This is a genomic window from Trujillonella humicola (assembly GCF_046233715.1).
In the GTDB taxonomy this organism is placed as follows: domain Bacteria; phylum Actinomycetota; class Actinomycetes; order Mycobacteriales; family Geodermatophilaceae; genus Trujillonella; species Trujillonella humicola.
The window spans coordinates 32,537-54,355 of the sequence record NZ_JBJNRJ010000009.1; the positions used below are offsets into that span (position 1 = coordinate 32,537).

Genomic DNA, 21,819 nt, shown 5'->3' on the forward strand with positions numbered 1-21,819 from the left:
TCAGGCGTCGGCGGACGCGAGGTCGGCGGGCGCGGCGAGGTGCCCGGTCAGCGCCGTGGCCGCCGCGACGGCCGGCGAGACCAGGTGGGTGCGCCCGCCCTTGCCCTGCCGGCCCTGGAAGTTGCGGTTGCTCGTGGAGGCCGACCGCTCCCCCGGCGCCAGCTGGTCGGGGTTCATGCCCAGGCACATCGAGCACCCCGCGCCGCGCCACTCGGCGCCGGCCGCCACGAACACCTCGTCCAGGCCCTCGGCCTCGGCCTGCGCCTTGACGGCGACCGAACCGGGGACGACGAGCATCCGGGTGGCGGGGTCGATCCGCTTGCCGCGCAGCAGCTCGGCGGCCACGCGCAGGTCCTCGATCCGGCCGTTGGTGCACGACCCGAGGAAGACGGTGTCGACGGCGATCTCGCGCAGCGGCGTGCCGGGGGTCAGCCCCATGTAGGCCAGCGCGCCCTCGACGTCACGACGCTCGTTCTCGTCGGCGACGTCGGCCGGGTCGGGCACCCGCCCGGCGATCGGCAGCCCCTGGCCGGGGTTGGTGCCCCAGGTGACGAACGGGGTGAGCGACGCCGCGTCGATGTGCACCTCGCGGTCGAAGACGGCGCCCTCGTCGGTGCGCAGCGTCGACCAGTACTCGACGGCGGCGTCCCAGTCGGCACCCTGCGGCGCGTGCGGCCTGCCCTGCAGGAACTCGAAGGTGGTCCGGTCCGGTGCGATCAGCCCCGCCTTGGCGCCGGCCTCGATCGACATGTTGCAGATGGTCATCCGCGCCTCCATCGACATCTTCTCGATGGCGCTGCCGCGGTACTCGATGACGTGGCCCTGGCCGCCGCCGGTGCCGATCTGCGCGATCACGGCGAGGATGACGTCCTTCGCGGAGACGCCCGGGGGCAGCTCGCCGTCGACGGTGACCGCCATCTGCTTCGGCCGGTACTGCGGCAGGGTCTGGGTGGCCAGCACGTGCTCGACCTCGCTGGTGCCGATGCCGAAGGCCAGCGCGCCGAAGGCGCCGTGGGTCGAGGTGTGGCTGTCGCCGCAGACGATGGTCGTGCCGGGCTGGGTGAGCCCCAGCTGCGGGCCGATGACGTGCACGATGCCCTGGTCCCGGTCGCCCATCGGTGCGAGTCGGATGCCGAACTCCGCGGCGTTGCGGCGCAGCGCCTCCACCTGGGCGCGGCTCACCGGGTCGGCGATGGGGGCGAGGATGTCCAGGGTGGGGACGTTGTGGTCCTCGGTCGCCATCGTGAGGTCGGGACGGCGCACCCGGCGCCCGGCGGCCCGCAGCCCGTCGAAGGCCTGCGGGCTGGTGACCTCGTGCACGAGGTGCAGGTCGATGTAGAGCAGGTCGGGCTCGCCCTCGGTGCTGCGCACGACGTGGGCGTCGTAGACCTTCTCGGCCAGGGTCTTGGGCACTGCGCGGTCCCTCCGGGGAGCGGGTGAGGTTGGCTTCCCATCCAGTGAGATGCCAGTATTGCTGTGTGGGACAGCCTAACCCCGTAGCCGTCTTGGACAAAGCAGTGGCGATCCTCCGCACGGTGGCCGACGAGCCGGCCACCCTCGCCGAGCTCGTCGCGCGCACCGGCCTGCCACGGGCGACCGCGCACCGGCTGGCCGTGGCCCTGGAGGGGCACCGGCTGGTCCGGCGCACCGAGGCCGGGGCCTGGGTGCCCGGTCCGGGCCTGGCCGAGCTCGGGCGCACCGGCGCCGACCTCGCGGAGATCGCCGGCCGGCACCTGGCTGCGCTGCGCGACGGGAGCGGGGAGAGCGCGCAGTTCTACGTGCGCGAGGGTGGCGTGCGCGTCTGCATCGCGGCCGCCGAGCGGACCCACGGCCTGCGCGACACCGTGCCGGTCGGCGCCCGGCTGCCGATGACGGCGGGCTCGGCGGCGCACGCTCTGCTCGCCTTCGCGCCCGCCGAGGAGGTGACGCCGCTGCTGCCCTCGGCGAGCTTCACCGCGCGGACGCTGCTCGACGTGCGCCGCCGCGGCTGGGCGCACAGCATCGCCGAGCGGGAGCCCGGGGTGGCCTCGCTGTCGGCCCCGGTGCGCGATGCCACGGGCGGCGTCCTGGGAGCGGTGTCGATCAGCGGCCCGGTCGAGCGGCTGGGCCGCCGTCCGTCCCCCGAGGTGGTCAGCGCGGTGCTCGAGGCCGCCGGGGCGATCGGCCGCGCCGCCCGCTGAGCGCAAGGGGCCGACCAACTGCCCTTCCCGCCGCCCGGTGACGGGCGTACACACCGGCCATGACGACCGCAGCGCGCACCACGCAGCGCACCGCCGGGCTGCCCGACCTCGGCCACGCCCGCATCGCCGGACCGGGCGAGGGCATCGGGCTGGACGAGCTGGCGCTGGCCACCCGGAACCACGGCCTGCCGTTGGAGGCGCTGCGTTCCGACGTGACGCCGCCGGGCCTGCACTACGTGCTCACCCACTACGACATCCCCGCGATCGACCCGCGGGACTGGCGGCTGGCGGTCACCGGGGCCGTCGACCGGCCGCTCACCGCCGACCTGACCGCGCTGCGGGCACGGCCGTCGGTGACCTCGCGGGTGACGCTGGAGTGCGCCGGCAACGGCCGCGCCCGGTTGGACCCGCGGCCGGTGAGCCAGCCGTGGCTGCTCGAGGCGGTCGGCACGGCCGCCTGGACCGGCACCCCCCTGGCCGGGCTCCTCGCCGAGGCGGGGGGCTCGCCGCGCGCCGTCGACGTGGTCGTCACCGGGGCCGACCACGGGGTGGAGCGCGGCGTCGAGCAGGACTACGCGCGGGCGCTGCCCCTCGCCGAGGCGCTGCGGCCCGACGTGCTGCTGGCCTGGCAGATGGACGGTGCCGACCTGCCGCCGCAGCACGGGGCACCGCTGCGGCTGGTCGTCCCGGGCTGGTACGGCATGGCGCACGTGAAGTGGGTGACCCGCATCGAGGTGCTGGAGCACCCGTTCGAGGGCTTCCAGAACGCGACCGCCTACCGGCTGCAGGCCGATCGCGGCGACCCCGGCGAGCCGGTGACGCGGATCCGGCCTCGCGCGCTGGTCGCCCCGCCCGGTTTCCCCGACTTCATGACCCGCGAGCGGTTCGTCCGACCCGGCACCGTCGTCCTCACCGGCCGCGCCTGGTCGGGCCGCGCGCCGGTGACCGCCGTCGAGGTCAGCACCGACGGCGGGCACACCTGGGCCGACGCCGACCTCGCGCCGGCCGACCCGGCGCACCCCTACGCCTGGCGGGCCTGGTCCTCCCCGTGGACGGCGGCCCCCGGCCGGCACGAACTGGTCGTGCGCGCCACCGACGAGGCCGGCGCCCAGCCGCTCGAGCAGGAGTGGAACCGCCAGGGTCTGGCCAACAACCTGGTCCAGCGGGTGCCGGTGACCGTCCTCGAGGGCTGAGCGCGCGGGTGCCGCGTCGTGGCCCGGGGCCGCGCCGGAGCGGTCGGGCACGGACCCGGGCCGGACGCGATGCCGACGTCCGACCGCACCGCGTCGTCCCCGGTGCAGAGCCGGGGCCCGGACCCTCCGTCGTCTCCCGAGGACGGGTTCAGCTCAGCCGGCGGGCCCCCGGGGACGGCACGGCGAGGGAGGTCCGGGGCGCGCGGAACCCCTCGTCCCGGAACCGCCGGGTGATCACCTCGGTCACCCGGTCGACGGACCCCGCCTCGACCAGCACGATCGCGCTGCCGCCGAAGCCGCCGCCGACCATGCGGGCCCCGGCGGCGCCGGCACCGACGGCCGCCTCGACGCACGCGTCGAGCTCCGGCGTGGAGATCTGGAAGTCCTCGCGCAGCGAGGCGTGCCCGGCGGTGAGCACCGGGCCGACCGCGTGCGGGTCGCCGGCGCCGCGCAGCAGGTCGACGACCTCGAGCACGCGGGCGTCCTCGGTGACCACGTGGCGGGCGCGGCGCAGCAGGACGGCGCCGTCGTCGGTGCCGTCGGCCAGCGGCGCCAGGGCCGCGACGCCGGGGACGTCGCGCAGCGCGGTGACGCCGAGTCGCTCGGCGGCTCGTTCGCACTCCCGCCGGCGGTCGCCGTAGCCGCCGCCGGCGTGCGAGTGCGTCGTCCCCGTGTCGACGACGAGCAGGACCAGCCCGGCCGCCTCGAGGTCGAGCGGAACCTGCTCGGTGCTGCGGTCGCGGGTGTCGAGGAACAGCGCGTGCCCGGCGGTGCACAGCAGCGAGGCCGACTGGTCGAGGATGCCGGTGGGCGCGCCGACGAAGTCGTTCTCCGCCGACCGGGCGACGTCGACCAGGTCGGCGACGGCCAGCTCCGGGGCGGCCAGGTCGCGCAGGGCCAGTGCCACCGAGCACGACAGCGCCGCCGACGACGACAGCCCCATGCCCGCGGGCACGTCGCCGTCCACCAGCACGCTGAGCCCGCCGGGGACCCGGTCGCGGAGCGCGTGCACCACGCCGGCAGGGTAGCCCGCCCAGCCGCCCGGGTTCCCCGGCGCGAGGTCGGCCAGCTCCAGCTCCACCCGCCGGTCCGGGTGCTGCGCGGACACGAGCGCGACCCGGCCGTCGGCGCGGCGGGCGACCGCTGCGCGGGTGGTCTGCGCCAGCGCCACCGGCAGCACGAAGCCCTCGTTGTAGTCGGTGTGCTCGCCGATGACGTTGACCCGCCCCGGAGCCGCCCAGACCCCCTCGGGTGCGGCGTCGAACGCGGTGGCGAAGGCGGCCCGGGCTGCCGCGGCGAGCTCGGCGTCGGCGGTCACCGGGGCACCGTCACGTCCCGCAGCTGCGCGGCGACGTCCTCGGGGTCGGTGTCGCTGATGAACGCCCCCATGCCGGACTCCGACCCGGCCAGGTACTTCAGCTTGCCGGGAGCGCGGCGGAAGCTGAACAGCTGCAGGTGCAGCCACCAGTCCTCGCGTCCGCGCCGCACGGGGGCCTGGTTCCACGCGGCGATGTAGTTCATCGGCTCGTCGAAGCGGTGCGCGAAGCGGCCGAGCGCGTCGCGCAGCAGCCGGGCGAGGGAGTCGCGCTCCTCGCCGGTCAGCGCGGGCAGGTCGGGCACCCGGCGGTGCGGGAACAGCTGCAGCTCGTACGGCCAGCGGGCGGCGGCGGGCACGAACGCCGTCCAGTGCTCGTCGGTCGCCACCACGCGGGGACCGCCGCGCTCGGCGGCGACGACGTCGGCGAACAGGTCGCCTCCGGTCGCCGCGCGGTGCCGCTCGACCGAGGCCAGCAGCCGCTGCACCCGCGCCGGGAGGTACGGGTAGCCGTAGACCTGCCCGTGCGGGTGGCCCAGGGTCACCCCGATCTCCTCGCCGTGGTTCTCGAACGGGAAGACGTACTCGATGCCGTCGACGACCGACAGGGCCTCGGTCCGGTCGGCCCACACGTCGACCAGCAGCCGCAGGCGCTCGGGGTCGAGGTCGGCCGGCGCACGGTCGTGGTCGCTGGTGAAGACGACGACCTCGCAGCGGCCGAACCCGGGTCGCCGGTCGGCATGGGGCGCGCCGGGGGCGGTCGGCGGCACGTCGGCGTGCACGGCGGTGGCCAGGGAGGGGAAGCGGTTCTCGAAGACGACGACCTGGTAGTCGGCCTCCGGCACCTCGGTCGGCGGGCGGCCGGGCCGGGTCGGGCACAGCGGGCACTCGTCGGCCGGCGGCAGGAACGTGCGCGACTGCCGGTGGGAGGCGAAGACGACCCATTCCCCGAGCAGCGCGTCCCAGCGCAGCTGCGAGTGGGTGCTCACCGGGGGCAGGTCGCGGGTGTCCTCGGCGTCGTGACCGGCCGGGGAGCCGTCGACGTCGTAGTAGACGATCTCCCGGCCGTCGGCCAGCCGACGACTCGTCCGGATCACGGCGGTACCCGCCCTCCTGCTGCCCCGGCGGGGCGGCGCCGTGGGACGACGCTAGTCCGGCGGTCCGGCGGTCGCCCGTGCAGGTCCGGCCGGCGCGGACCCGCAACGGCGAGAGCCCCCGGCCGGTGACCGGGGGCTCTCGCGCGCGTAGCCCCGAAGGGATTCGAACCCTCGCTACCGCCGTGAGAGGGCGGCGTCCTGGGCCGCTAGACGACGGGGCCGTGCACACCCATGCTGCCACGCCCCGCAGCGGCACCGGCAGCCGGGTCCCCCTCCCCCGGGAAACGGCGAGAGCCCCCGGTCGGTGACCGGGGGCTCTCGCGTGCGTAGCCCCGAAGGGATTCGAACCCTCGCTACCGCCGTGAGAGGGCGGCGTCCTGGGCCGCTAGACGACGGGGCCGTGCGGTGGTGCCGAGAGCGTCTCCGCCGGAGCGGACCGCTCTCGCTGGGGTACCAGGACTCGAACCTAGACTAACGGAACCAGAAACCGTCGGGCTGCCAATTACCCCATACCCCAAGGGTCGTGCACGCCTCGCGGCGCGGGGACAACCATACCCGACGCCCCGAGGGGGCCGGCGCACCCCCCTCAGCGAGGCGCGGCGGCCGCCCACGGCCGGAGGTCCTGCGCCGCGGTGCGGGTCCCGGGTGGCCGCCTCGCCGCCGACCGGCGCACCAGCAGCACGAACGCGGCCATCGCCAGGACGTCGAGGACCACGATCAGCAGGCCGGCCCAGCCGGTCACCGTGGCATCGGTCTCCACCCCCTCGCCCAGGGCTCCGGCGAGGACGAACACCAGCACGTTGTTGACGGCGTGCAGCACGATCGCCGCCTCCAGGCCCCCGGTCAGCCAGACCACTGCCGAGGCGGCGAGTCCGAAGGCGAACCGGTCGAGGAACAGCAGGAAGTCCCCGGGCACGTGCGCCACGGAGAACAGCGTCGCGGTGATCACGGCGGCCACCAGCGCGCCGGCCCGTTCCCGCCCGACCCACGCCGCGATCGCCTGGCTGAGGTACCCGCGGAAGACGTACTCCTCCGCCGCCGACTGCAGTGGCGTGGTCAGGACGACGACGAGCAGCAGCCCGGCGAACGAGCGGGTGGGCCCGGCGACCGCGAGGCCGTCGTCCAGCGCCAGACCGAGCGCGACCTGCACGCCGATGCCCACCCCGAGCGTCGCCAGCGCCAGCGGCACGTAGCGGCGCACCAGGTCCCAGCGCAGCCGGCCGAGCACCGAGGACGACGAGCCGATCCGCATCGAGTGGGCGGCCACCCACGCCAGCCACACCACGGGGATCGCCACGGCCAGGCTGACGTTGGTGACCAGCAGCACCCACGGGTCGGCGAGGTCGGCGAACTCCAGGTCGACGGTGCTGCGGGTGACCAGGCCGACCGCCCCGACGAGGACGACCGCGACGGCGACGACGGCGTAGACCACGGCGAAGAGGAGCAGCCCGAGCAGCGGGCGCCACCAGCGCCAGGTCCGTGTGCGCATCATCTGCAGGAACGACGTCGGCACGTCGTGCGGGAGCGGCGGGGGCAGCGCCCAGGGTGGCGGCCCCCACCCGGGATGCCCCCAGGGAGGCGGCCCGCCGCCGGGCTGCCAGGCCGGCGGCCCCCCGCCCTGCGGCCCCCAGGCCGGCGGCCCCCCGCCCTGCGGCCCCCAGGCCGGCGGGGCGCCTCCGGGCGGTGGCCCGCCGGGTGGGGGCCCGGGGAGGTGGGTGTGCGGCCCGGGGGGCATGGGCACGGGCCCCAGCGGCCAGGGGACCGGCCCGGCGGCGCCGTGCGGCAGCGGCGGGTGCAGGCCGGGCAGGGCACCGGGCACCCGCGGCGGCGCCCCGTAGGGCGCCGTGGGAGGCGGCCCGGTGTAGGGCGCGCCGTCGTCCGCCTCGCCGTCCACCGGCCCACCGGCCCACGTCATGCCGCCACCTCAGCCCGTGGCGGCCCGGGCCGTGGCCAGCCGGGCGAGCGTGCGGTCGCGCCCCAGCAGCTCGATCGACTCGTACAGCGGCGGGGAGACCGTCCGGCCGCTGACGGCGACCCGGACCGGCCCGAACGCCTGGCGTGGCTTGCGCCCCAGCCCGTCGACCAGCGCGGCCTTCAGCGCGCCCTCGATGGCCGCGGTCGACCAGTCGCCGAGGTCGGCGAGCGCCGAGGTGGCCGCGTCGAGCACCTCGGCGGCGTCGGCGCCGGCCAGCTGCTTGGCGGCCGCGGCCGGGTCGATCTCGACGTCGTCGGTGAAGAGGAACGCGAGCAGCCCGACCGCGTCGGAGAGCACGACCATGCGCTCCTGGGCCAGGGGCGCGATCGCCCGCAGCACCCGGTCCTGCTCGGCGGTGGGCGGATCGGCGACCAGCCCCGCCGCGGCGAGGAACGGCCGGACCCGGTCGAGGAACTCCTCGGCCGGCAGCGCGCGCAGGTGGGTGGCGTTGATCGCCTCGGCCTTCTTGAGGTCGAACCGAGCCGGGTTGGCACTGACCCGGGTGACGTCGAAGGCCTCGACCATCTCCGCGGTGGAGAAGACGTCGCGGTCGTCGGCGATCGCCCAGCCCAGCAGCGCGAGGTAGTTGGCGAACCCCTCGGGCAGGAAACCGCGTTCGCGGTAGACGTCGACGTTGGACTGCGGATCGCGCTTGGAGAGCTTCCTGCTCCCCTCACCGGTGACGTAGGGCAGGTGCCCGAACCGGGGGGTGCCCTGCGCGACGCCGATGTCGGTGAGCGCCCGGTACAGGGCTATCTGGCGGGGGGTGGAGGGCAGCAGGTCCTCGCCGCGCAGCACGTCGGTGATCTGCATGAGGGCGTCGTCGACCGGGTTGACGAACGGGTACAGCGGCGCCCCGTTGCCGCGGACGAGCACGAAGTCCGGCACGGACCCGGCGGCGAAGCGCACCTCGCCGCGGACCAGGTCGGTCCAGGTGAGGTCCTCGTCGGGCATCCGCAGCCGCAGCACCGGCGAGCGGCCCTCGTCGCGGAAGGCCTGCTTCTGGGCGTCGGTGAGGAACCGGTCGGCGTTGTCGTAGCCGAGCTTGGGGTCCTGGCCCGCGGCCAGGCGGCGGGCGTCGACCTCCTCGTTGGTGGAGAAGGACTCGTAGGCGTGCCCTGCGGCCAGCAGCTCCGCCGCGACCTCGCGGTAGACGTCGGACCGCTCCGACTGCCGGTAGGGCCCGTGCGGCCCGCCGACCTCCGGGCCCTCGTCCCAGTCCAGCCCCAGCCAGCGCAGGCAGTCCAGCAGGTGGCGGTAGGACTCCTCGGAGTCCCGGGCGGCGTCGGTGTCCTCGATGCGGAACACGAACGTGCCACCGGTGTGCCGGGCGTGCGCCCAGTTGAACAGCGCGGTCCGCAGCAGGCCGACGTGCACCGTGCCCGTCGGCGACGGGCAGAAACGGGTGCGCACGCCCGTCACCGGGCGCCGCCGGCGGTGGAGACGGTGTCGGCCCCGGACACGGTGCTGGCCAGCGTGCCCAGCCCCTCGATGGACACCTCGACGCGCTGGCCCGGGGCGATCGGACCCACCCCCGAGGGGGTCCCGGTGAGGACGACGTCGCCGGGCAGCAGCGTCATCACGCGGGAGATGTAGGAGACCAGCGTCGGCACATCGAACAGCAGCTGGCTGGTGCGGCCCTGCTGGCGCAGCTCGCCGTCGACGGTGCACGTGACCTCGAGGTCGGCGGGGTCCTTGCCGATGCCGGGCAGGTCGGTCTCGATCCACGGGCCCAGCGGGCAGAACGAGTCGAAGCCCTTGGCCCGGGTCCACTGGCCGTCGCTGCGCTGCATGTCCCGCTCGGTCACGTCGTTGCCGATCGTGTAGCCGAAGATGCTGGCCGGCACCTGCTCCGGGCTCACGTTGCGGGCACCGCGCGCGCCGATCACGACGGCGAGCTCGGCCTCGTGGTGGACGTTGGCGCTGCCCGGCGGGATGCGGATGGCGTCGCCCGGGCCGATCACCGAGGTCGAGGGCTTGAGGAACAGCAAGGGCTCCTTCGGCGCGTCGCCGGTCCTCATCTCCGCCACGTGCGCGGCGTAGTTCTTGCCGACGCAGACCACCTTGCTCGGCAGGATCGGCGAGAGCAGCCGGATGTCGGCCTGCGGGAACCGCTGCCCGGTGAAGGAGATGGAGCCGAACGGGTGACCCTCGATCTGGGCGACCTGGCCGTCCCCGTCGAGGACGCCGAAGGACATGCCCGAGGGCGAGGCGAAACGGACGATGCGCACACGTCGAGGCTACTGACCCTCTCCGCCGGGCCGCGCCGGCGGCGGACCCCTACGGTCGGGTGCATGGCCTGCCGCCTGTCCGAGATCGTCGTCGACTCGCGCGACCCCGAGGCCCTCGCGGCCTGGTGGGCGCGGGTGCTCGGCTACCGCGTCCTGTCGCGGGACGACGACGGCGCGGTGGAGATCGGCCCCGAGGCCGGCTTCGGCGGGCCGGCGCCCACGCTGGTGTTCGCGCCGGTGGCCGATCCGGTGGCGGCCAGGCCGCGCCTGCACCTGGACGTGAACCCGACCGACCGCGACCAGGAAGAGGAGCTGCAGCGGCTCCTGGCACTGGGCGCCACGCCCACCGACGTCGGGCAGACCGGGGAGGAGAGCTGGCACGTGCTCGCCGACCCGGAGGGCAACGCCTTCTGCCTGCTCCGCACACGACTGGAGGAGAGACCGTGATCGTCATCGTCGTGAAGTTCCCCGTCCGCCCCGAGCGCATCGAGGAGTGGACGTCGCTGGCCCGCGACTACGCGACGGCCGTGAACGCCGAGGAGGGCAGCGTCTTCTTCGAGTGGTCGCGCAGTCTGGAGGACCCGGACACCTTCGTCTGCATCGAGGGCTTCCGGGACGCCGACGCGGGCGGGTCGCACGTGGGCACCGACCACTTCAAGCGGTTCGTCGACGTCGCCCCGGACCTGGTCAGCGCCCAGCCGCAGATCATCTACATCGACGCGCCCGACGTCAGCGGGTTCGGCCCGATGGGTGAGATCCAGCCCCGCGGCTGATTCCTCCGGGCCGGCCCTGGACATCGTGCGCGGAGGTGCAGCCAGAGGGGACCGCGCTGCACCTCAGCGCCCGCTGTCGAGGCCCAGGAGCCGGCGCCGGGCTCGGTACACCGCGAGGACGTCGCGCCGGCACGCCGTCGGCTCGGCCGTGAGCCGGCGGAAGCCGTAGCGGAGGGTCTGCCAGCCCGTGGTCGCTACGAGGGAGTCGCGGCGGATGTCGTCCTCGCGCTGCCTGCGCGATCCGTGCCAGGCGGCGCCGTCGAGTTCGACGGCGAGCATCGCGTCCTCGTAGGCGACGTCGAGGACGAACGTCTCGCCGCCGACCCGGATAGGGCGCTGCTGCACGAACGGCGGCATGCCGGGGGTGCGCAGGACCTCGAGGACGCCCCAGATCTCCAGCTCGCTGCGGCACCCGTCGGCGAGCAGGCCGACCACGGTCGCCAGCTCCGCCCGGCCTCGCAGCCGGGTGCTGCGCCCCAGCTCGAACGCCAGGTCCGCCGGCCGGCACATCCGGTTCCGGACGGCGGTGATGGCCGCCGCGCGCACGTCGCTGCGCGGCGGCGGCCCCGGTGCACCCCAGGCGTCCACCACCGCGCGCTCGACCGAGGTCACCGGCAGTCCCTCGACCCGGTGTCGATCCGCGTACGCCAGGGAGTTGCGGTGCAGCACCACACCGGCCGACCCGCGGGCGCTGCGGCAGTCCTCGACCGTGACGTGCACCGGCCCGGCGGGCGGTGGGAGGAGCCCCCAGAGCGCGAGCGCCGTGCCGTGGCTCGCGGCACCGCCCCGCCCGGACAGCGCCGCGGCCACCCGGACCCGCCACCGGCCTGCCGCCGCGGGCGTGGCCAGGACCCCCGGCTGCAGTCGCACCAGCCTGCCGCCCGTCACCCAGCTCGACAGCGTCCGGGCGCTGATCCGCTCGAGCAGCTGCGCCCGGGTCGCCCACCCGGCCGGTCCGACGACGGCGTCCACGTCCACCCGACGGACCTTCGTGGTACCGGTCCACTTCGGGGAGGCATCGCCACGATCTGTGGACACGACCCGACGTCGTGCGCGCGGGTGCAGGGATCAGCGGTCGAACCGCACCTGCGCGCACGGTGTCGGGTACTCCGGTCAGCGGTGACGAACTGCGTAGGTCAGCGCGTCGACCAGGGCGTGCCAGCTGGCCTCGACGACGTTGTCGTGCACGCCGACCGTGGTCCACTCCCCCGCGCCGTCGGTGGTGTCGATGAGCACCCGGGTGCGGGCGCTGGTACCGCCCCTCCAGCCGAGGATGCGGACCTTGTAGTCCGCCAGCTCCACCCCGGCCAGCTCCGGGTACCGGCCGACCAGCGCCTGGCGCAGGGCGACGTCGAGCGCGTTGACCGGGCCGTTGCCCTCGGCGGTGGAGATGATCCGCTGCGTCGTCCCGTCCTCGTTGGGGACGTGCACCTTGACCGTGGCCTCGCCGACCACCAGGCCGTTGCCCCAGTGCTCGACGGTCGCCCGGTAGCTCTCCAGCTCGAACAGCGGCGGGGCGGCGTCGGGCAGCTGGGAGCGCAGCAGCAGCTCGAAGCTGGCGTCGGCGGCCTCGAACGACCAGCCGTCGGCCTCCAGGACCTTGACCTGGTCCACGACGCGGCCGATGGCGTCGGCCTGCCCGGCGAGGTCGACGCCGAGCTCGCGGCCCTTGAGCTCCACCGAGGCCCGGCCGGCCATCTCGGTCACCAGGATCCGCATGTCGTTGCCGACGACGGCCGGGTCCAGGTGGTTGTACAGCTCGGGGCTGACCTTGATCGCGCTGGCGTGCAGGCCGGCCTTGTGCGCGAACGCCGAGGCCCCGACGAAGGGCTGGTGGTCGTCGGGGGCGATGTTGGCGAGCTCGGCGATCGCGTGGCTGACCCGCTGCAGCTCCGGCAGGCACGGGGCCGGGACGACCGGCAGGCCCATCTTGGTGACCAGGTTGGCGATCAGCTGGAAGGTGTCGGCGTTGCCGGCCCGTTCCCCGTAGCCGTTGGCGGTGCCCTGCACGTGGGTGACGCCGGCCTCGACCGCGGCGAGGGTGTTGGCGACCGCGCAGCCGGTGTCGTTCTGGCAGTGGATGCCGAGCCTGCCGGCGGTGCGGGCGCGGACGTCGGCCACCACCCGGCCGACGGTCATCGGCAGCATGCCGCCGTTGGTGTCGCACAGGACCCCGACCTCCGCGCCGGCCGCGAACGCCGTCTGCAGGACCTGCACCCCGTAGCCAGGATCGGCGGCGTACCCGTCGAAGAAGTGCTCGCAGTCGACGAACACCCGCCGGCCGTGGGCGACGAGGTGGGCGACGGTGTCGGCGACCATCGCGAGGTTCTCCTCGAGCGTGGTGCGCAGCGCCTCGCGGACGTGCCGGACGTCGGACTTGGCCACCAGGCACACCACCGGGGTCTGCGCCTCCAGCAGCGCGGCCACCTGCGGGTCGTCCTCGACGCGGACGCCGGCGCGGCGGGTGCTGCCGAACGCGACCAGCACCGCGTGCTGCAGCTGCAGCTCGGAGCGGGCGCGGGCGAAGAACTCCGTGTCCTTGGGCAGCGCGCCGGGCCAGCCACCCTCGATGTAGCCGACGCCGATCTCGTCGAGCAGCCGCGCCACGGCCAGCTTGTCGGCGACGGAGTAGCTCACGCCCTCCCGCTGGGCACCGTCGCGCAGCGTGGTGTCGAAGACGTGGAAGTCGGCAGCGGTGGGCATGGGGGCTCCTGCGGAACTGGATTCGGCCCGGACACGAAAAAGACCTCCCGGGTAGGGGAGGTCTGCGCGCAGTCGGGGTGGGACTGCGCGCTAGTCGATAATCGCGATGTCGAGGATCGCGACGGCGGTGCGGGACATCACCGGGGAGTAAAGCACACCACCGGTGCGGGCCGGTCCGGGCCGCCGGGCGGTGGAGGCGGCACGCGGGACGGCGTCCCCGCGACCGCGGGGACTCGCCGCCTCGACGGCCGTCCCGGTCCCGTGGCGCCCCGGCGTCAGCCGGAGGCGAGCGCCGCGAGGCGGTCGCCGACCTCCTGGGTGCGGATGGGGGCCTGCGGGTCGCGGGTGGACAGGTCGAAGGCGACCGCCGCGTTGACCTTCCGGGCCTGGTCGCCGCGGCCCAGGTGCTCGAGCAGGAGCCCCACCGAGAGCACGGTCGCGGTCGGGTCGGCGACGCCGGTCCCCGCGATGTCGGGCGCCGAGCCGTGCACCGGCTCGAACATGCTCGGGTTGGTGCCCGAGGCGTCGAGGTTGCCGCTGGCCGCCAGGCCGATGCCGCCGGTGACGGCGGCGGCCAGGTCGGTGACGATGTCGCCGAAGAGGTTGTCGGTGACGATGACGTCGAAGCGGCCGGGATCGGTGACGAAGAACATCGTCGCCGCGTCCACGTGCTGGTAGGCGACGGCGACCTCGGGGAACTCGGCCGAGACCTCCTCGACCGTCCGCGACCACAGCGACCCGGCGTGGGTGAGCACGTTGGTCTTGTGGATCAGGGTCAGGTGCTTGCGCGGGCGGGCCACGGCGCGCTCGAAGGCGTACCGGACGACGCGCTCGACGCCGAAGGCGGTGTTGAGGCTGACCTCGGTGGCCACCTCGTGCGGGGTGTCGCGGCGCAGCACGCCGCCGTTGCCCACGTAGGGACCCTCGGTGCCCTCGCGGACGCACAGCATGTCGATCTCGCCGGGCGCGGCCAGCGGGCTGCGGACGCCGTCGAACAGCCGCGCGGGGCGCAGGTTGACGTGGTGGTCGAGCTCGAAGCGCAGCCGCAGGAGCAGCCCGCGCTCGAGGATGCCCGGCGGGACGCCGGGGTCGCCGATCGCGCCGAGCAGGATCGCGTCGTGCTGGCGCAGCTCGTCGAGCACGGTGTCGGGCAGCAGCTCGCCGGTGCGCTGCCAGCGCGCGGCCCCGAGGTCGTAGGGGGTCGTCTCGACGTCGGGGACGACCTCCCCGAGCACCTTCAACCCCTCGGCCACGACCTCCGGTCCGATGCCGTCTCCCGCGATCACTGCCAGGCGCATGGGGGTGGACCCTAGCCGGATGCCCTCGCGGCCCTGCGTCACAGGTCGGCGGCGCGGGCCTCCCGGGCCCCGATCGCGCGGGCGATGTCGGCGAGCAGGTCCGCCGGCACCGGGCTGTCCACGGTGACCACCATGAGCGCTTCACCGCCGCGAGTGGTGCGGCTGACCTGGGCGCCGGCGATGTTCACGCCGGCACGGCCGAGCGCCGCACCGACGGTGCCGACCACGCCGGGCCGGTCGGTGTAGACGAAGAAGAGCAGGTGGCCGGCCAGGTCGAGGTCGATGGCGAAGCCGTCGATCTCGGTCAGCTTGGGGACCTGGCTCTTGCCGAACAGCGTCCCGGAGACGGTGACCTCGGCGCCGTCGGCCATCGCGCCCCGGACGCGGACCAGGTTGCGGTAGTCGGGGCTCTCCAGGTCGCGGGTGAGCGACACCTCCAGGCCGCGCTGCCGGGCCAGCAGCGGCGCGTTGACGTAGGTGACCTGGTCCTCGACGACGTCGGTGAAGACGCCCTTGAGGACGGCGAGCTGCAGGACCGAGACGTCGAACTCGGCGAGCCGGCCGCGCACGTCCACCGTCACCGACTGGGCCAGACCCCCGGCGACGGCGCCGAAGACCGTGCCCAGCCGCTCGGCCAGGGGCAGGCCGGGCCGGACGTCCTCGGCCACGACGCCACCGGCCTGCACGTTGACCGCATCGGGCACGAACTCGCCCTGCAGCGCCAGGCGGACCGAGTGCGCGACCGCCGTCCCCGCCTTGTCCTGGGCCTCCGTGGTCGAGGCACCCAGGTGCGGGGTGACGACGGTGTTGGCCAGCCGGAACAGCGGGCTGTCGGTGGCCGGCTCGGAGTCGAACACGTCGAGACCGGCCGCCCGGACCTGCCCCGAGCGCAGGGCATCGGCCAGTGCCTCCTCGTCGACCAGCCCGCCGCGGGCCGCGTTGACGAGGATCACGCCGCGCTTGGCAACGGCGAGCTCCGCGGCGCCGATCAGCCCGACGGTCTCGGGGGTCCTCGGCAGGTGGACGGTGATGAAGTCGGACTCGCGGAGCAGTTCCTCCAGCGACACCAGCCGGACGCCGAGCTGCGCGGCCCGGCCGGGCTGGATGTAGGGGTCGTGGGCGATCAGCGTCGTCCCGAACGCGGCGAGCCGCTGGGCCACCAGGACGCCGATCCGGCCCAGGCCCACCACGCCGACGGTCTTGCCGGAGACCTCGACGCCCATGAACCGGGAGCGTTCCCAGGAGCCTGCGCGCAGGGAGGCGTCGGCCGCCGGGATCTGCCGGGCGGCGGCGAGCAGCAGGGCGACGGCGTGCTCGGCGGCGCTCGCGACGTTCGAGGTGGGCGCGTTGACCACCAGGACGCCGCGCTCGGTGGCCGCGGCGACGTCCACATTGTCCAGCCCGATCCCGGCGCGGGCCACCACCCGCAGCCGCGGGGCGGCGGCCAGCGCCTCGCGGTCGATCCGCGTGGCACTGCGGACCAGCACCGCGTCGGCGTCGGCGAGCGCCGGCAGGAGGGCCGCCCGGTCGGCGCCGTCGACCGTGCGGATCTCGACGTCGGGCCCCAGGACCTCCAGCACGCCGGGGGCCAGCACCTCGGCGATGAGGACGACGGGCGCGGCGCCGTCAGCAGCGGTCACAGCGCCCGAGCCTAGGACCAGCGGACATCCCGCGCGGGTCCTTGCCCGGGAGCCCGCCGCGGGTGAGGGTGGCCGCAGACCGTCGGCACGGCCGGCGCCGATGGGAGGACCGAGTGAGCAGCCAGGGCGAGGACGGGCGTGGCGAGGGCCAGCGCCCCGGGGAGACGTCCCCCGGTGAGCAGGGGTACGGCCAGCAGGGCTACGGCCAGCAGGGGTCCGAGCAGCAGGGCTACGGCCGGCCCGCCTACGGCCAGCCCGCCTACGGCCAGCAGGGGTCCGACCAGCAGGGCTACGGCCAGCAGAGCTACGGCCAGCAGGGCTACGGCCAGCAGGGCTACGGGCAGCAGAGCTACGGCCAGCAGGGCTACGGCCAGCAGGGGTCCGACCAGCAGAGCTACGGCCAGCCGTCGTACGGGCAGGGGTCCGCTGTCTCCCCGTACGAGCAGCAGCAGTACGGGACGGCCGCGTACGGGCAGCAGTACGCCGCTTCGCCCTACGGTCCGTACGGCGGGTACGGCGGCGAGGTGTCCCGCCCGGGTGGCGTGGTGACCGCCGCCGTCCTGGGGTTCATCTGGGGCGCGCTGGGCGTCCTGGTGACGATCAGCTTCTTCGCGGTCGCGGCGGTCGCGACCGGGAACCGGGACGAGGCCGAGGACGTGCTGCCGGGGCTCGGCGACTTCCTCGGCGCAGCGGCCGGCGTCTTCTTCGCCTTCGGCGCGCTCGCGCTGGCCTGGGCGGTCGTCACCATCTGGGGCTCGGTGTGGGCCCTGACCGGCCGGAGCCGGGTGATGCTGATCGTGGCCGGATCCATCGCGATCGCCTTCACCGGGCTGGTGTTCTTCGCCGGCCTCGGCTCCGCCCAGGACGAGGGCGCGGGCGGGGCGGTGCTGGGTCTGATCGGCCTGGTGGTCTCGATCCTCATCGTGGTGCTGCTGTCGAACCGGCAGGCCGGGGCGTGGTTCGCCGCGCAGCGTGCCCGACGCTCCCGGTGACGCGGCGGGAGGCCCCACCGGTGGGCTCCCGCCCCTAGGCTGCGCCGCCGACCCCGAGCCGCCGGGGCCACCGACCTCCAGGAGGAGAAGCAGCATGACCACCCCGACCCCACCGCCGTACGGCGACCCGCAGGGACAGCCCGGGTACGGCTCCCCGCAGCCCGGCTACGGCGCTCCGCAGCCGGGCTACGGCGCTCCGCAGCCCGGCTACGGGTCCGGCCCGCAGGGGTACGGCGGGCACGGCGCTCCCGCACAGCGCCCGGGTCAGGCGACCGCGGCCGCCATCGTGGCCATCGTCTGGGGGGCGCTCGGGGCCCTGTTCGGCCTGATCGTCATGCTGGCGGCGTTCGGCCTGGGTGCCGCGGTGGTGGGGCTGGTCGTGCTGCTCTCGCTGGCCGTCTCGGCAGCGCTGCTGTGGTCGGGCATCAAGGTGCTGCAGGGTGGCTCCCCGAAGCTGCTGCTGATGCTGACCTACGTGACGATCGGCATCAACGTGCTGTCCCTGATCGTGTCGTTGGCGCAGGACGGCGGGAACGCGGCGTCCAGCGTCCTCGGGTTCGTGATCCCGGGCATCGTCGTCGCGCTCCTGCTGCAGCCGCAGGTCAAGCAGTACTACGCGGCCCGCGGCCAGGCCTACTGACGCACACGGCTCGAGGCCCCCGCTGCTCGGTCGGGCAGCGGGGGCCTCGAGCCGTCCGGCGGCGTCAGTTGCGGGCGGCGGTGCCGGTGTAGTCGTCGGAGGCGGACACCCAGCTCATGAGGCCGCGCAGCTTGCGCCCGGTCTCCTCGATCGGGTGCGCCTCGGCCTCGGCCCGGCGGCGCGTGAAGTCCGGCGCCCCGGCGTCCTGGTCGGCGATGAACGCCGCGGCCCAGGAGCCGTCCTTGATCGCCGCGAGGACCTCGCCCATCGACTGCTTGACGCGGGCGTCGATGACCTTCGGGCCGGAGGTGTAGTCGCCGTACTCGGCGGTGTCGGAGACCGACCAGCGCTGCTTGGCGATGCCGCCCTCGTACATGAGGTCGACGATCAGCTTCAGCTCGTGCAGGCACTCGAAGTAGGCGACCTCGGGCTGGTAGCCGGCCTCGGTGAGGGTCTCGAACCCGGCGGTGATCAGCGCGCTGGCGCCACCGCAGAGCACGGCCTGCTCGCCGAACAGGTCGGTCTCGGTCTCCTCGGCGAAGGTCGTCCGGATGACGCCGGCGCGGGTCCCGCCGATGCCCTTGGCGTAGGACAGGGCGAGCTGCAGCGCGCTGCCGCTGGCGTCCTGCTCGACGGCGACCAGGCAGGGCACGCCCTTGCCGTCGGAGAACTCGCGGCGCACCAGGTGCCCGGGACCCTTCGGGGCGACCATCGCGACGTCGACACCGGCCGGGGGCTTGATGTAGCCGAACCGGATGTTGAAGCCGTGGCCGAAGAAGAGCGCGTCGCCGTCCTGCAGGTTCGGCTCGACCGACTCGGTGTACAGGTGACGCTGCACGTGGTCGGGCGCGAGGATCATGATCAGGTCGGCCTCGGCGGCGGCCTCGGAGGGGGTCACGACCCGCAGGCCCTCGGCCTCGGCCTTGGCCCGGCTCTTGCTGCCCTCGGGCAGCCCGACGCGGACGTCGACGCCCGAGTCGCGCAGCGACAGGGCGTGCGCGTGCCCCTGGCTGCCGTACCCGAGGACGGCGACGGTGCGCCCCTGGATGATCGACAGGTCGGCGTCGTCGTCGTAGAAGATCTCGGCGGCCATGCGGTACGTACTCCTTCGGTGGGTTCTCTGCGTGGACGAGTCGTGCTGGCCCCCGTGCAGGGGGTCCCCCGTCTAGGCGGTGCGGTCGACCGGGCGCAAGGTACCGGCGCCGGACATCGACCGCGGACCCCGGCCCAGGGCGACGGTGCCCGACTGGGCCATCTCCTTGATCCCGAGCGGGGCCAGGACGGCGAGCAGCGCCTGCAGCTTGTCCGGCGTCCCGGTCGCCTCGAGGGTCACGGTGTCGGTGTTCACGTCGATGACGCGGGCCCGGAAGAGGTCGGCGGTCTGCAGCACCTGGGTGCGGTCGGCCATGGGTGCGCGGACCTTGACCAGCAGCAGCTCGCGCTGGACGGCGGAGTCACCCTCGAGCTCCACGATCTTGATCACCTCGATCAGCTTGTTGAGCTGCTTGGTGATCTGCTCGAGCGGCGCGGACTCGGCGTCGACGACGATCGTCATGCGGGACAGGTCCGGGTTCTCGGTGGGCCCGACGGCGAGCGACTCGATGTTGAAGCCCCGGCGGCTGAACAGCGCCGAGACGCGGGCGAGGACGCCGGACTTGTTCTCGACGAGGACCGACAGGGTGTGGCGGGTCATGGCTGTCGTCTCCTAGACCTGGTCGTCGCCGAAGACCGGGCGCAGGTCGCGCGCGGCGAGGATGTCGTCGTTGCTGGCTCCCGCCGCGACCATCGGCCACACCTGGGCGTCGGCGCCGACGACGAAGTCGATGACGACGGGGGCGTCGGTGATCGCCATGGCCTTCTCGATCACGGCGTCGACGTCGTCCTTGGACTCGCAGCGCAGCCCCACGCAGCCCAGGGCCTCGGCGAGCGCGACGAAGTCGGGGATGCGGATCGGCTTGCGCTCACCCTTGTCGTCGACCGGGTGCAGCTTGGTGTTGGAGTAGCGGCCCTCGTAGAACAGCGTCTGCCACTGGCGGACCATGCCGAGGTTGCCGTTGTTGATGACGGCGACCTTGACCGGGATGCCCTCGATGGCGCAGGTGGCCAGCTCCTGGTTGGTCATCTGGAAGCAGCCGTCTCCGTCGATGGCCCACACCGTCGTCTCCGGGCGGCCGTACTTGGCGCCCATCGCGGCCGGGACGGCGTAGCCCATCGTCCCGAGGCCGCCGCTGTTGAGCCAGGTGCCGGGCTTCTCGTACCGGATGAACTGCGCGGCCCACATCTGGTGCTGGCCGACGCCGGAGGTGTAGATGGCGTCGGGGCCGGCGATGGCGCCGAGGCGCTCGATGACGTACTGCGGGGACAGCGAGCCGTCCTCGGGCCAGTCGTAGCCCAGCGGGTAGCGGCTGCGCCAGTCGTCGAGCTGCGCCCACCAGGCGGTCAGGTCGGGCGTGCGGCCGGCCTCGTGCTCGGCGCGGACGGCGGCGACCAGTTCGGTGATCGTCTCCTTGGCGTCCCCGACGATCGGCACGTCGGCCTTGCGGTTCTTGCCGATCTCGGCCGGGTCGATGTCGGCGTGGACGATCTTCGCCTCGGGCGCGAAGGACGCGAGGTTGCCGGTGACCCGGTCGTCGAAGCGCGCCCCGAGGGCGACGATGAGGTCGGCCTTCTGCAGCGCCGTGACGGCGGCGACGGTGCCGTGCATGCCGGGCATGCCCAGGTGCTGGGGGTCGCTGTCCGGGAAGGCGCCGCGGGCCATCAGGGTGGTGACCACCGGCGCGCCGCACAGGTGGGCGAGCTCGGCGAGCTCCACGGTGGCGTCGGCCTTGATGACGCCGCCGCCGACGTAGAGCACCGGCCGGCGGGCCGCGGAGATCATCCCGGCCGCCTCTCGGACCTGCTTGCCGTGCGGCCGGGTGGTCGGCTTGTAGCCGGGCAGGTCCAGCCGCGGCGGCCAGGAGAAGTCGGTGGTCGCCTGGAGGACGTCCTTGGGGACGTCGACCAGCACGGGGCCCGGCCGCCCGGTCGAGGCCAGGTGGAAGGCCTCGGCGATCCGCTGCGGGATCTCGTCGGCCGAGGTGACGAGGAAGTTGTGCTTGGTGACCGGCATCGTGATGCCGCGGATGTCGGCCTCCTGGAAGGCGTCGGTGCCGATGGCGCCGCTGGGCACCTGCCCGGTGATGGCCACGACCGGGACCGAGTCCATGTACGCGTCGGCCAGCGGCGTCACCAGGTTGGTCGCGCCGGGGCCGGAGGTCGCCATGCACACCCCGACCCGGCCGGTGGCCTGCGCGTACCCGGTCGCGGCGTGGCCGGCGCCCTGCTCGTGGCGGACCAGCACGTGGCGGATGCGCGAGTCGAACAACGGGTCGTACAGCGGCAGGATCGCCCCGCCGGGGATGCCGAACGCGACCTCGACACCGACGGCCTCGAGCGAGCGGACCAGGCTCTGCGCGCCGGTGATGCCCTGGAGGGGGGCGTGGGCCGCCTCGGCGACCGAGCGCGCGCCGGTCTCCACGCCGGCCAGCGCTGCGGCGGCGTCGCGGGTCGGTTGCTCGCTCGGGGTGGTGCTGCTCATGACGGCGATCTCCTGGCGGGGGCCTGGGTGCGGCGGGTGGGTCGGTGGGTGGCCGGGAACGGGCGCGCCACCTGCTCGGGGCGCAAAAAAACCCCTCGTGCCGCGGGCACGGAGGGGTGAGCGCGTCGGTCGGACGACCGGCGCGCTAGGCGACTACGAGCTGCGGGCAGGCGGAGGGCACGGGACAACTGTGCGCCTCCGCCGC

The 21,819-nt window shown here is 74.5% G+C and carries 19 protein-coding genes and 3 tRNA genes; 6 read left to right on the forward strand and 16 right to left on the reverse strand.

Annotated features, from left to right (window positions below; translation table 11 throughout):
• On the reverse strand, positions 1-1,413 hold the full coding sequence (leuC, locus tag ACK586_RS07140) for a 3-isopropylmalate dehydratase large subunit (protein WP_409329767.1): 1,413 nt from the start codon (positions 1,411-1,413) through the stop codon (positions 1-3).
• A gap of 65 nt (positions 1,414-1,478) precedes the next feature.
• Here leuC and ACK586_RS07145 point away from each other — a divergent pair, with 65 nt between their 5' ends.
• Together ACK586_RS07145 and ACK586_RS07150 are read left to right on the forward strand one after the other, a co-directional pair.
• The gene (locus tag ACK586_RS07145; protein WP_409329768.1) at positions 1,479-2,180 is read left to right on the forward strand and encodes an IclR family transcriptional regulator; all 702 of its coding nucleotides are present in this window, start codon (positions 1,479-1,481) and stop codon (positions 2,178-2,180) included.
• A 59-nt stretch (positions 2,181-2,239) separates the two neighbouring features.
• Positions 2,240-3,373, forward strand: coding sequence for a sulfite oxidase (locus tag ACK586_RS07150; RefSeq protein ID WP_409329769.1), 1,134 nt, complete (start codon positions 2,240-2,242; stop codon positions 3,371-3,373).
• Between the two features lie 148 nt (positions 3,374-3,521).
• Here the strand turns inward: ACK586_RS07150 and galK are convergent, their stop codons facing one another.
• From galK to ACK586_RS07190, 8 genes are all read right to left on the reverse strand, one after another.
• Positions 3,522-4,691, reverse strand: a complete 1,170-nt coding sequence (galK, locus tag ACK586_RS07155) for a galactokinase (RefSeq protein ID WP_409329770.1) — start codon at positions 4,689-4,691, stop codon at positions 3,522-3,524.
• Positions 4,688-5,785, reverse strand: a complete 1,098-nt coding sequence (gene galT / locus ACK586_RS07160; protein WP_409329771.1) for a galactose-1-phosphate uridylyltransferase — start codon at positions 5,783-5,785, stop codon at positions 4,688-4,690. Before galT ends, galK begins: the two co-directional genes overlap by 4 nt.
• A 148-nt stretch (positions 5,786-5,933) precedes the next feature.
• Positions 5,934-6,006 (reverse strand) — tRNA-Glu (locus ACK586_RS07165).
• A gap of 106 nt (positions 6,007-6,112) precedes the next feature.
• Positions 6,113-6,185, reverse strand: a tRNA-Glu gene (locus ACK586_RS07170).
• Between the two features lie 45 nt (positions 6,186-6,230).
• Positions 6,231-6,302 (reverse strand) — tRNA-Gln (locus ACK586_RS07175).
• A gap of 69 nt (positions 6,303-6,371) precedes the next feature.
• A complete protein-coding gene (locus ACK586_RS07180) occupies positions 6,372-7,700 on the reverse strand; it encodes a CPBP family intramembrane glutamic endopeptidase (protein WP_409329772.1) in 1,329 nt (442 codons plus the stop codon).
• Between the two features lie 9 nt (positions 7,701-7,709).
• On the reverse strand, positions 7,710-9,173 hold the full coding sequence (gene gltX / locus ACK586_RS07185) for a glutamate--tRNA ligase (RefSeq protein WP_409329773.1): 1,464 nt from the start codon (positions 9,171-9,173) through the stop codon (positions 7,710-7,712).
• A gap of 5 nt (positions 9,174-9,178) precedes the next feature.
• Positions 9,179-9,991, reverse strand: a complete 813-nt coding sequence (locus ACK586_RS07190) for a fumarylacetoacetate hydrolase family protein (protein ID WP_409329774.1) — start codon at positions 9,989-9,991, stop codon at positions 9,179-9,181.
• A gap of 63 nt (positions 9,992-10,054) precedes the next feature.
• On the opposite strand from ACK586_RS07190, the gene ACK586_RS07195 reads away from it, so the two are divergent.
• Entirely contained in the window at positions 10,055-10,438 is a 384-nt protein-coding gene (locus ACK586_RS07195; protein ID WP_409329775.1) for a VOC family protein, read from the forward strand.
• A complete protein-coding gene (locus tag ACK586_RS07200) occupies positions 10,435-10,764 on the forward strand; it encodes a putative quinol monooxygenase (RefSeq protein WP_409329776.1) in 330 nt (109 codons plus the stop codon). The genes ACK586_RS07195 and ACK586_RS07200 overlap by 4 nt, the downstream gene beginning before the upstream one ends.
• A gap of 63 nt (positions 10,765-10,827) precedes the next feature.
• Here ACK586_RS07200 and ACK586_RS07205 read toward each other — a convergent pair whose 3' ends face one another.
• From ACK586_RS07205 to serA, 4 genes are all read right to left on the reverse strand, one after another.
• Positions 10,828-11,742 (reverse strand): DUF559 domain-containing protein, encoded by a 915-nt coding sequence (locus tag ACK586_RS07205; RefSeq protein WP_409329777.1) that lies wholly within the window; start codon positions 11,740-11,742, stop codon positions 10,828-10,830.
• A 135-nt stretch (positions 11,743-11,877) separates the two neighbouring features.
• Positions 11,878-13,467 carry a citramalate synthase gene (gene cimA, locus ACK586_RS07210; RefSeq protein WP_409329778.1) on the reverse strand — a complete coding sequence of 530 codons (1,590 nt, stop codon included), beginning with the start codon at positions 13,465-13,467 and terminating at the stop codon, positions 11,878-11,880.
• A gap of 275 nt (positions 13,468-13,742) precedes the next feature.
• Complete coding sequence (locus ACK586_RS07215) at positions 13,743-14,765, reverse strand: 3-isopropylmalate dehydrogenase (protein ID WP_409329779.1); 1,023 nt, start codon at positions 14,763-14,765, stop codon at positions 13,743-13,745.
• Between the two features lie 38 nt (positions 14,766-14,803).
• On the reverse strand, positions 14,804-16,405 hold the full coding sequence (gene serA / locus ACK586_RS07220) for a phosphoglycerate dehydrogenase (protein WP_409329780.1): 1,602 nt from the start codon (positions 16,403-16,405) through the stop codon (positions 14,804-14,806).
• Between the two features lie 113 nt (positions 16,406-16,518).
• Between serA and ACK586_RS07225 the strand changes: the two genes are divergently transcribed.
• Both ACK586_RS07225 and ACK586_RS07230 read left to right on the forward strand, forming a co-directional pair.
• A complete protein-coding gene (locus ACK586_RS07225) occupies positions 16,519-17,397 on the forward strand; it encodes a hypothetical protein (RefSeq protein ID WP_409329781.1) in 879 nt (292 codons plus the stop codon).
• A gap of 94 nt (positions 17,398-17,491) precedes the next feature.
• Positions 17,492-18,037 (forward strand): hypothetical protein, encoded by a 546-nt coding sequence (locus tag ACK586_RS07230; RefSeq protein WP_409329782.1) that lies wholly within the window; start codon positions 17,492-17,494, stop codon positions 18,035-18,037.
• Between the two features lie 64 nt (positions 18,038-18,101).
• Here the strand turns inward: ACK586_RS07230 and ilvC are convergent, their stop codons facing one another.
• From ilvC to ACK586_RS07245, 3 genes are read right to left on the reverse strand one after another with little or no spacing between them, the layout of a single operon-like run.
• Positions 18,102-19,190, reverse strand: coding sequence for a ketol-acid reductoisomerase (gene ilvC, locus ACK586_RS07235; RefSeq protein WP_425330372.1), 1,089 nt, complete (start codon positions 19,188-19,190; stop codon positions 18,102-18,104).
• A 12-nt stretch (positions 19,191-19,202) separates the two neighbouring features.
• Complete coding sequence (ilvN, locus tag ACK586_RS07240; RefSeq protein WP_409329784.1) at positions 19,203-19,730, reverse strand: acetolactate synthase small subunit; 528 nt, start codon at positions 19,728-19,730, stop codon at positions 19,203-19,205.
• A gap of 12 nt (positions 19,731-19,742) precedes the next feature.
• Positions 19,743-21,614, reverse strand: a complete 1,872-nt coding sequence (locus ACK586_RS07245; RefSeq protein WP_409329785.1) for an acetolactate synthase large subunit — start codon at positions 21,612-21,614, stop codon at positions 19,743-19,745.
• Between the last annotated feature and the right edge of the window lie 205 nt (positions 21,615-21,819).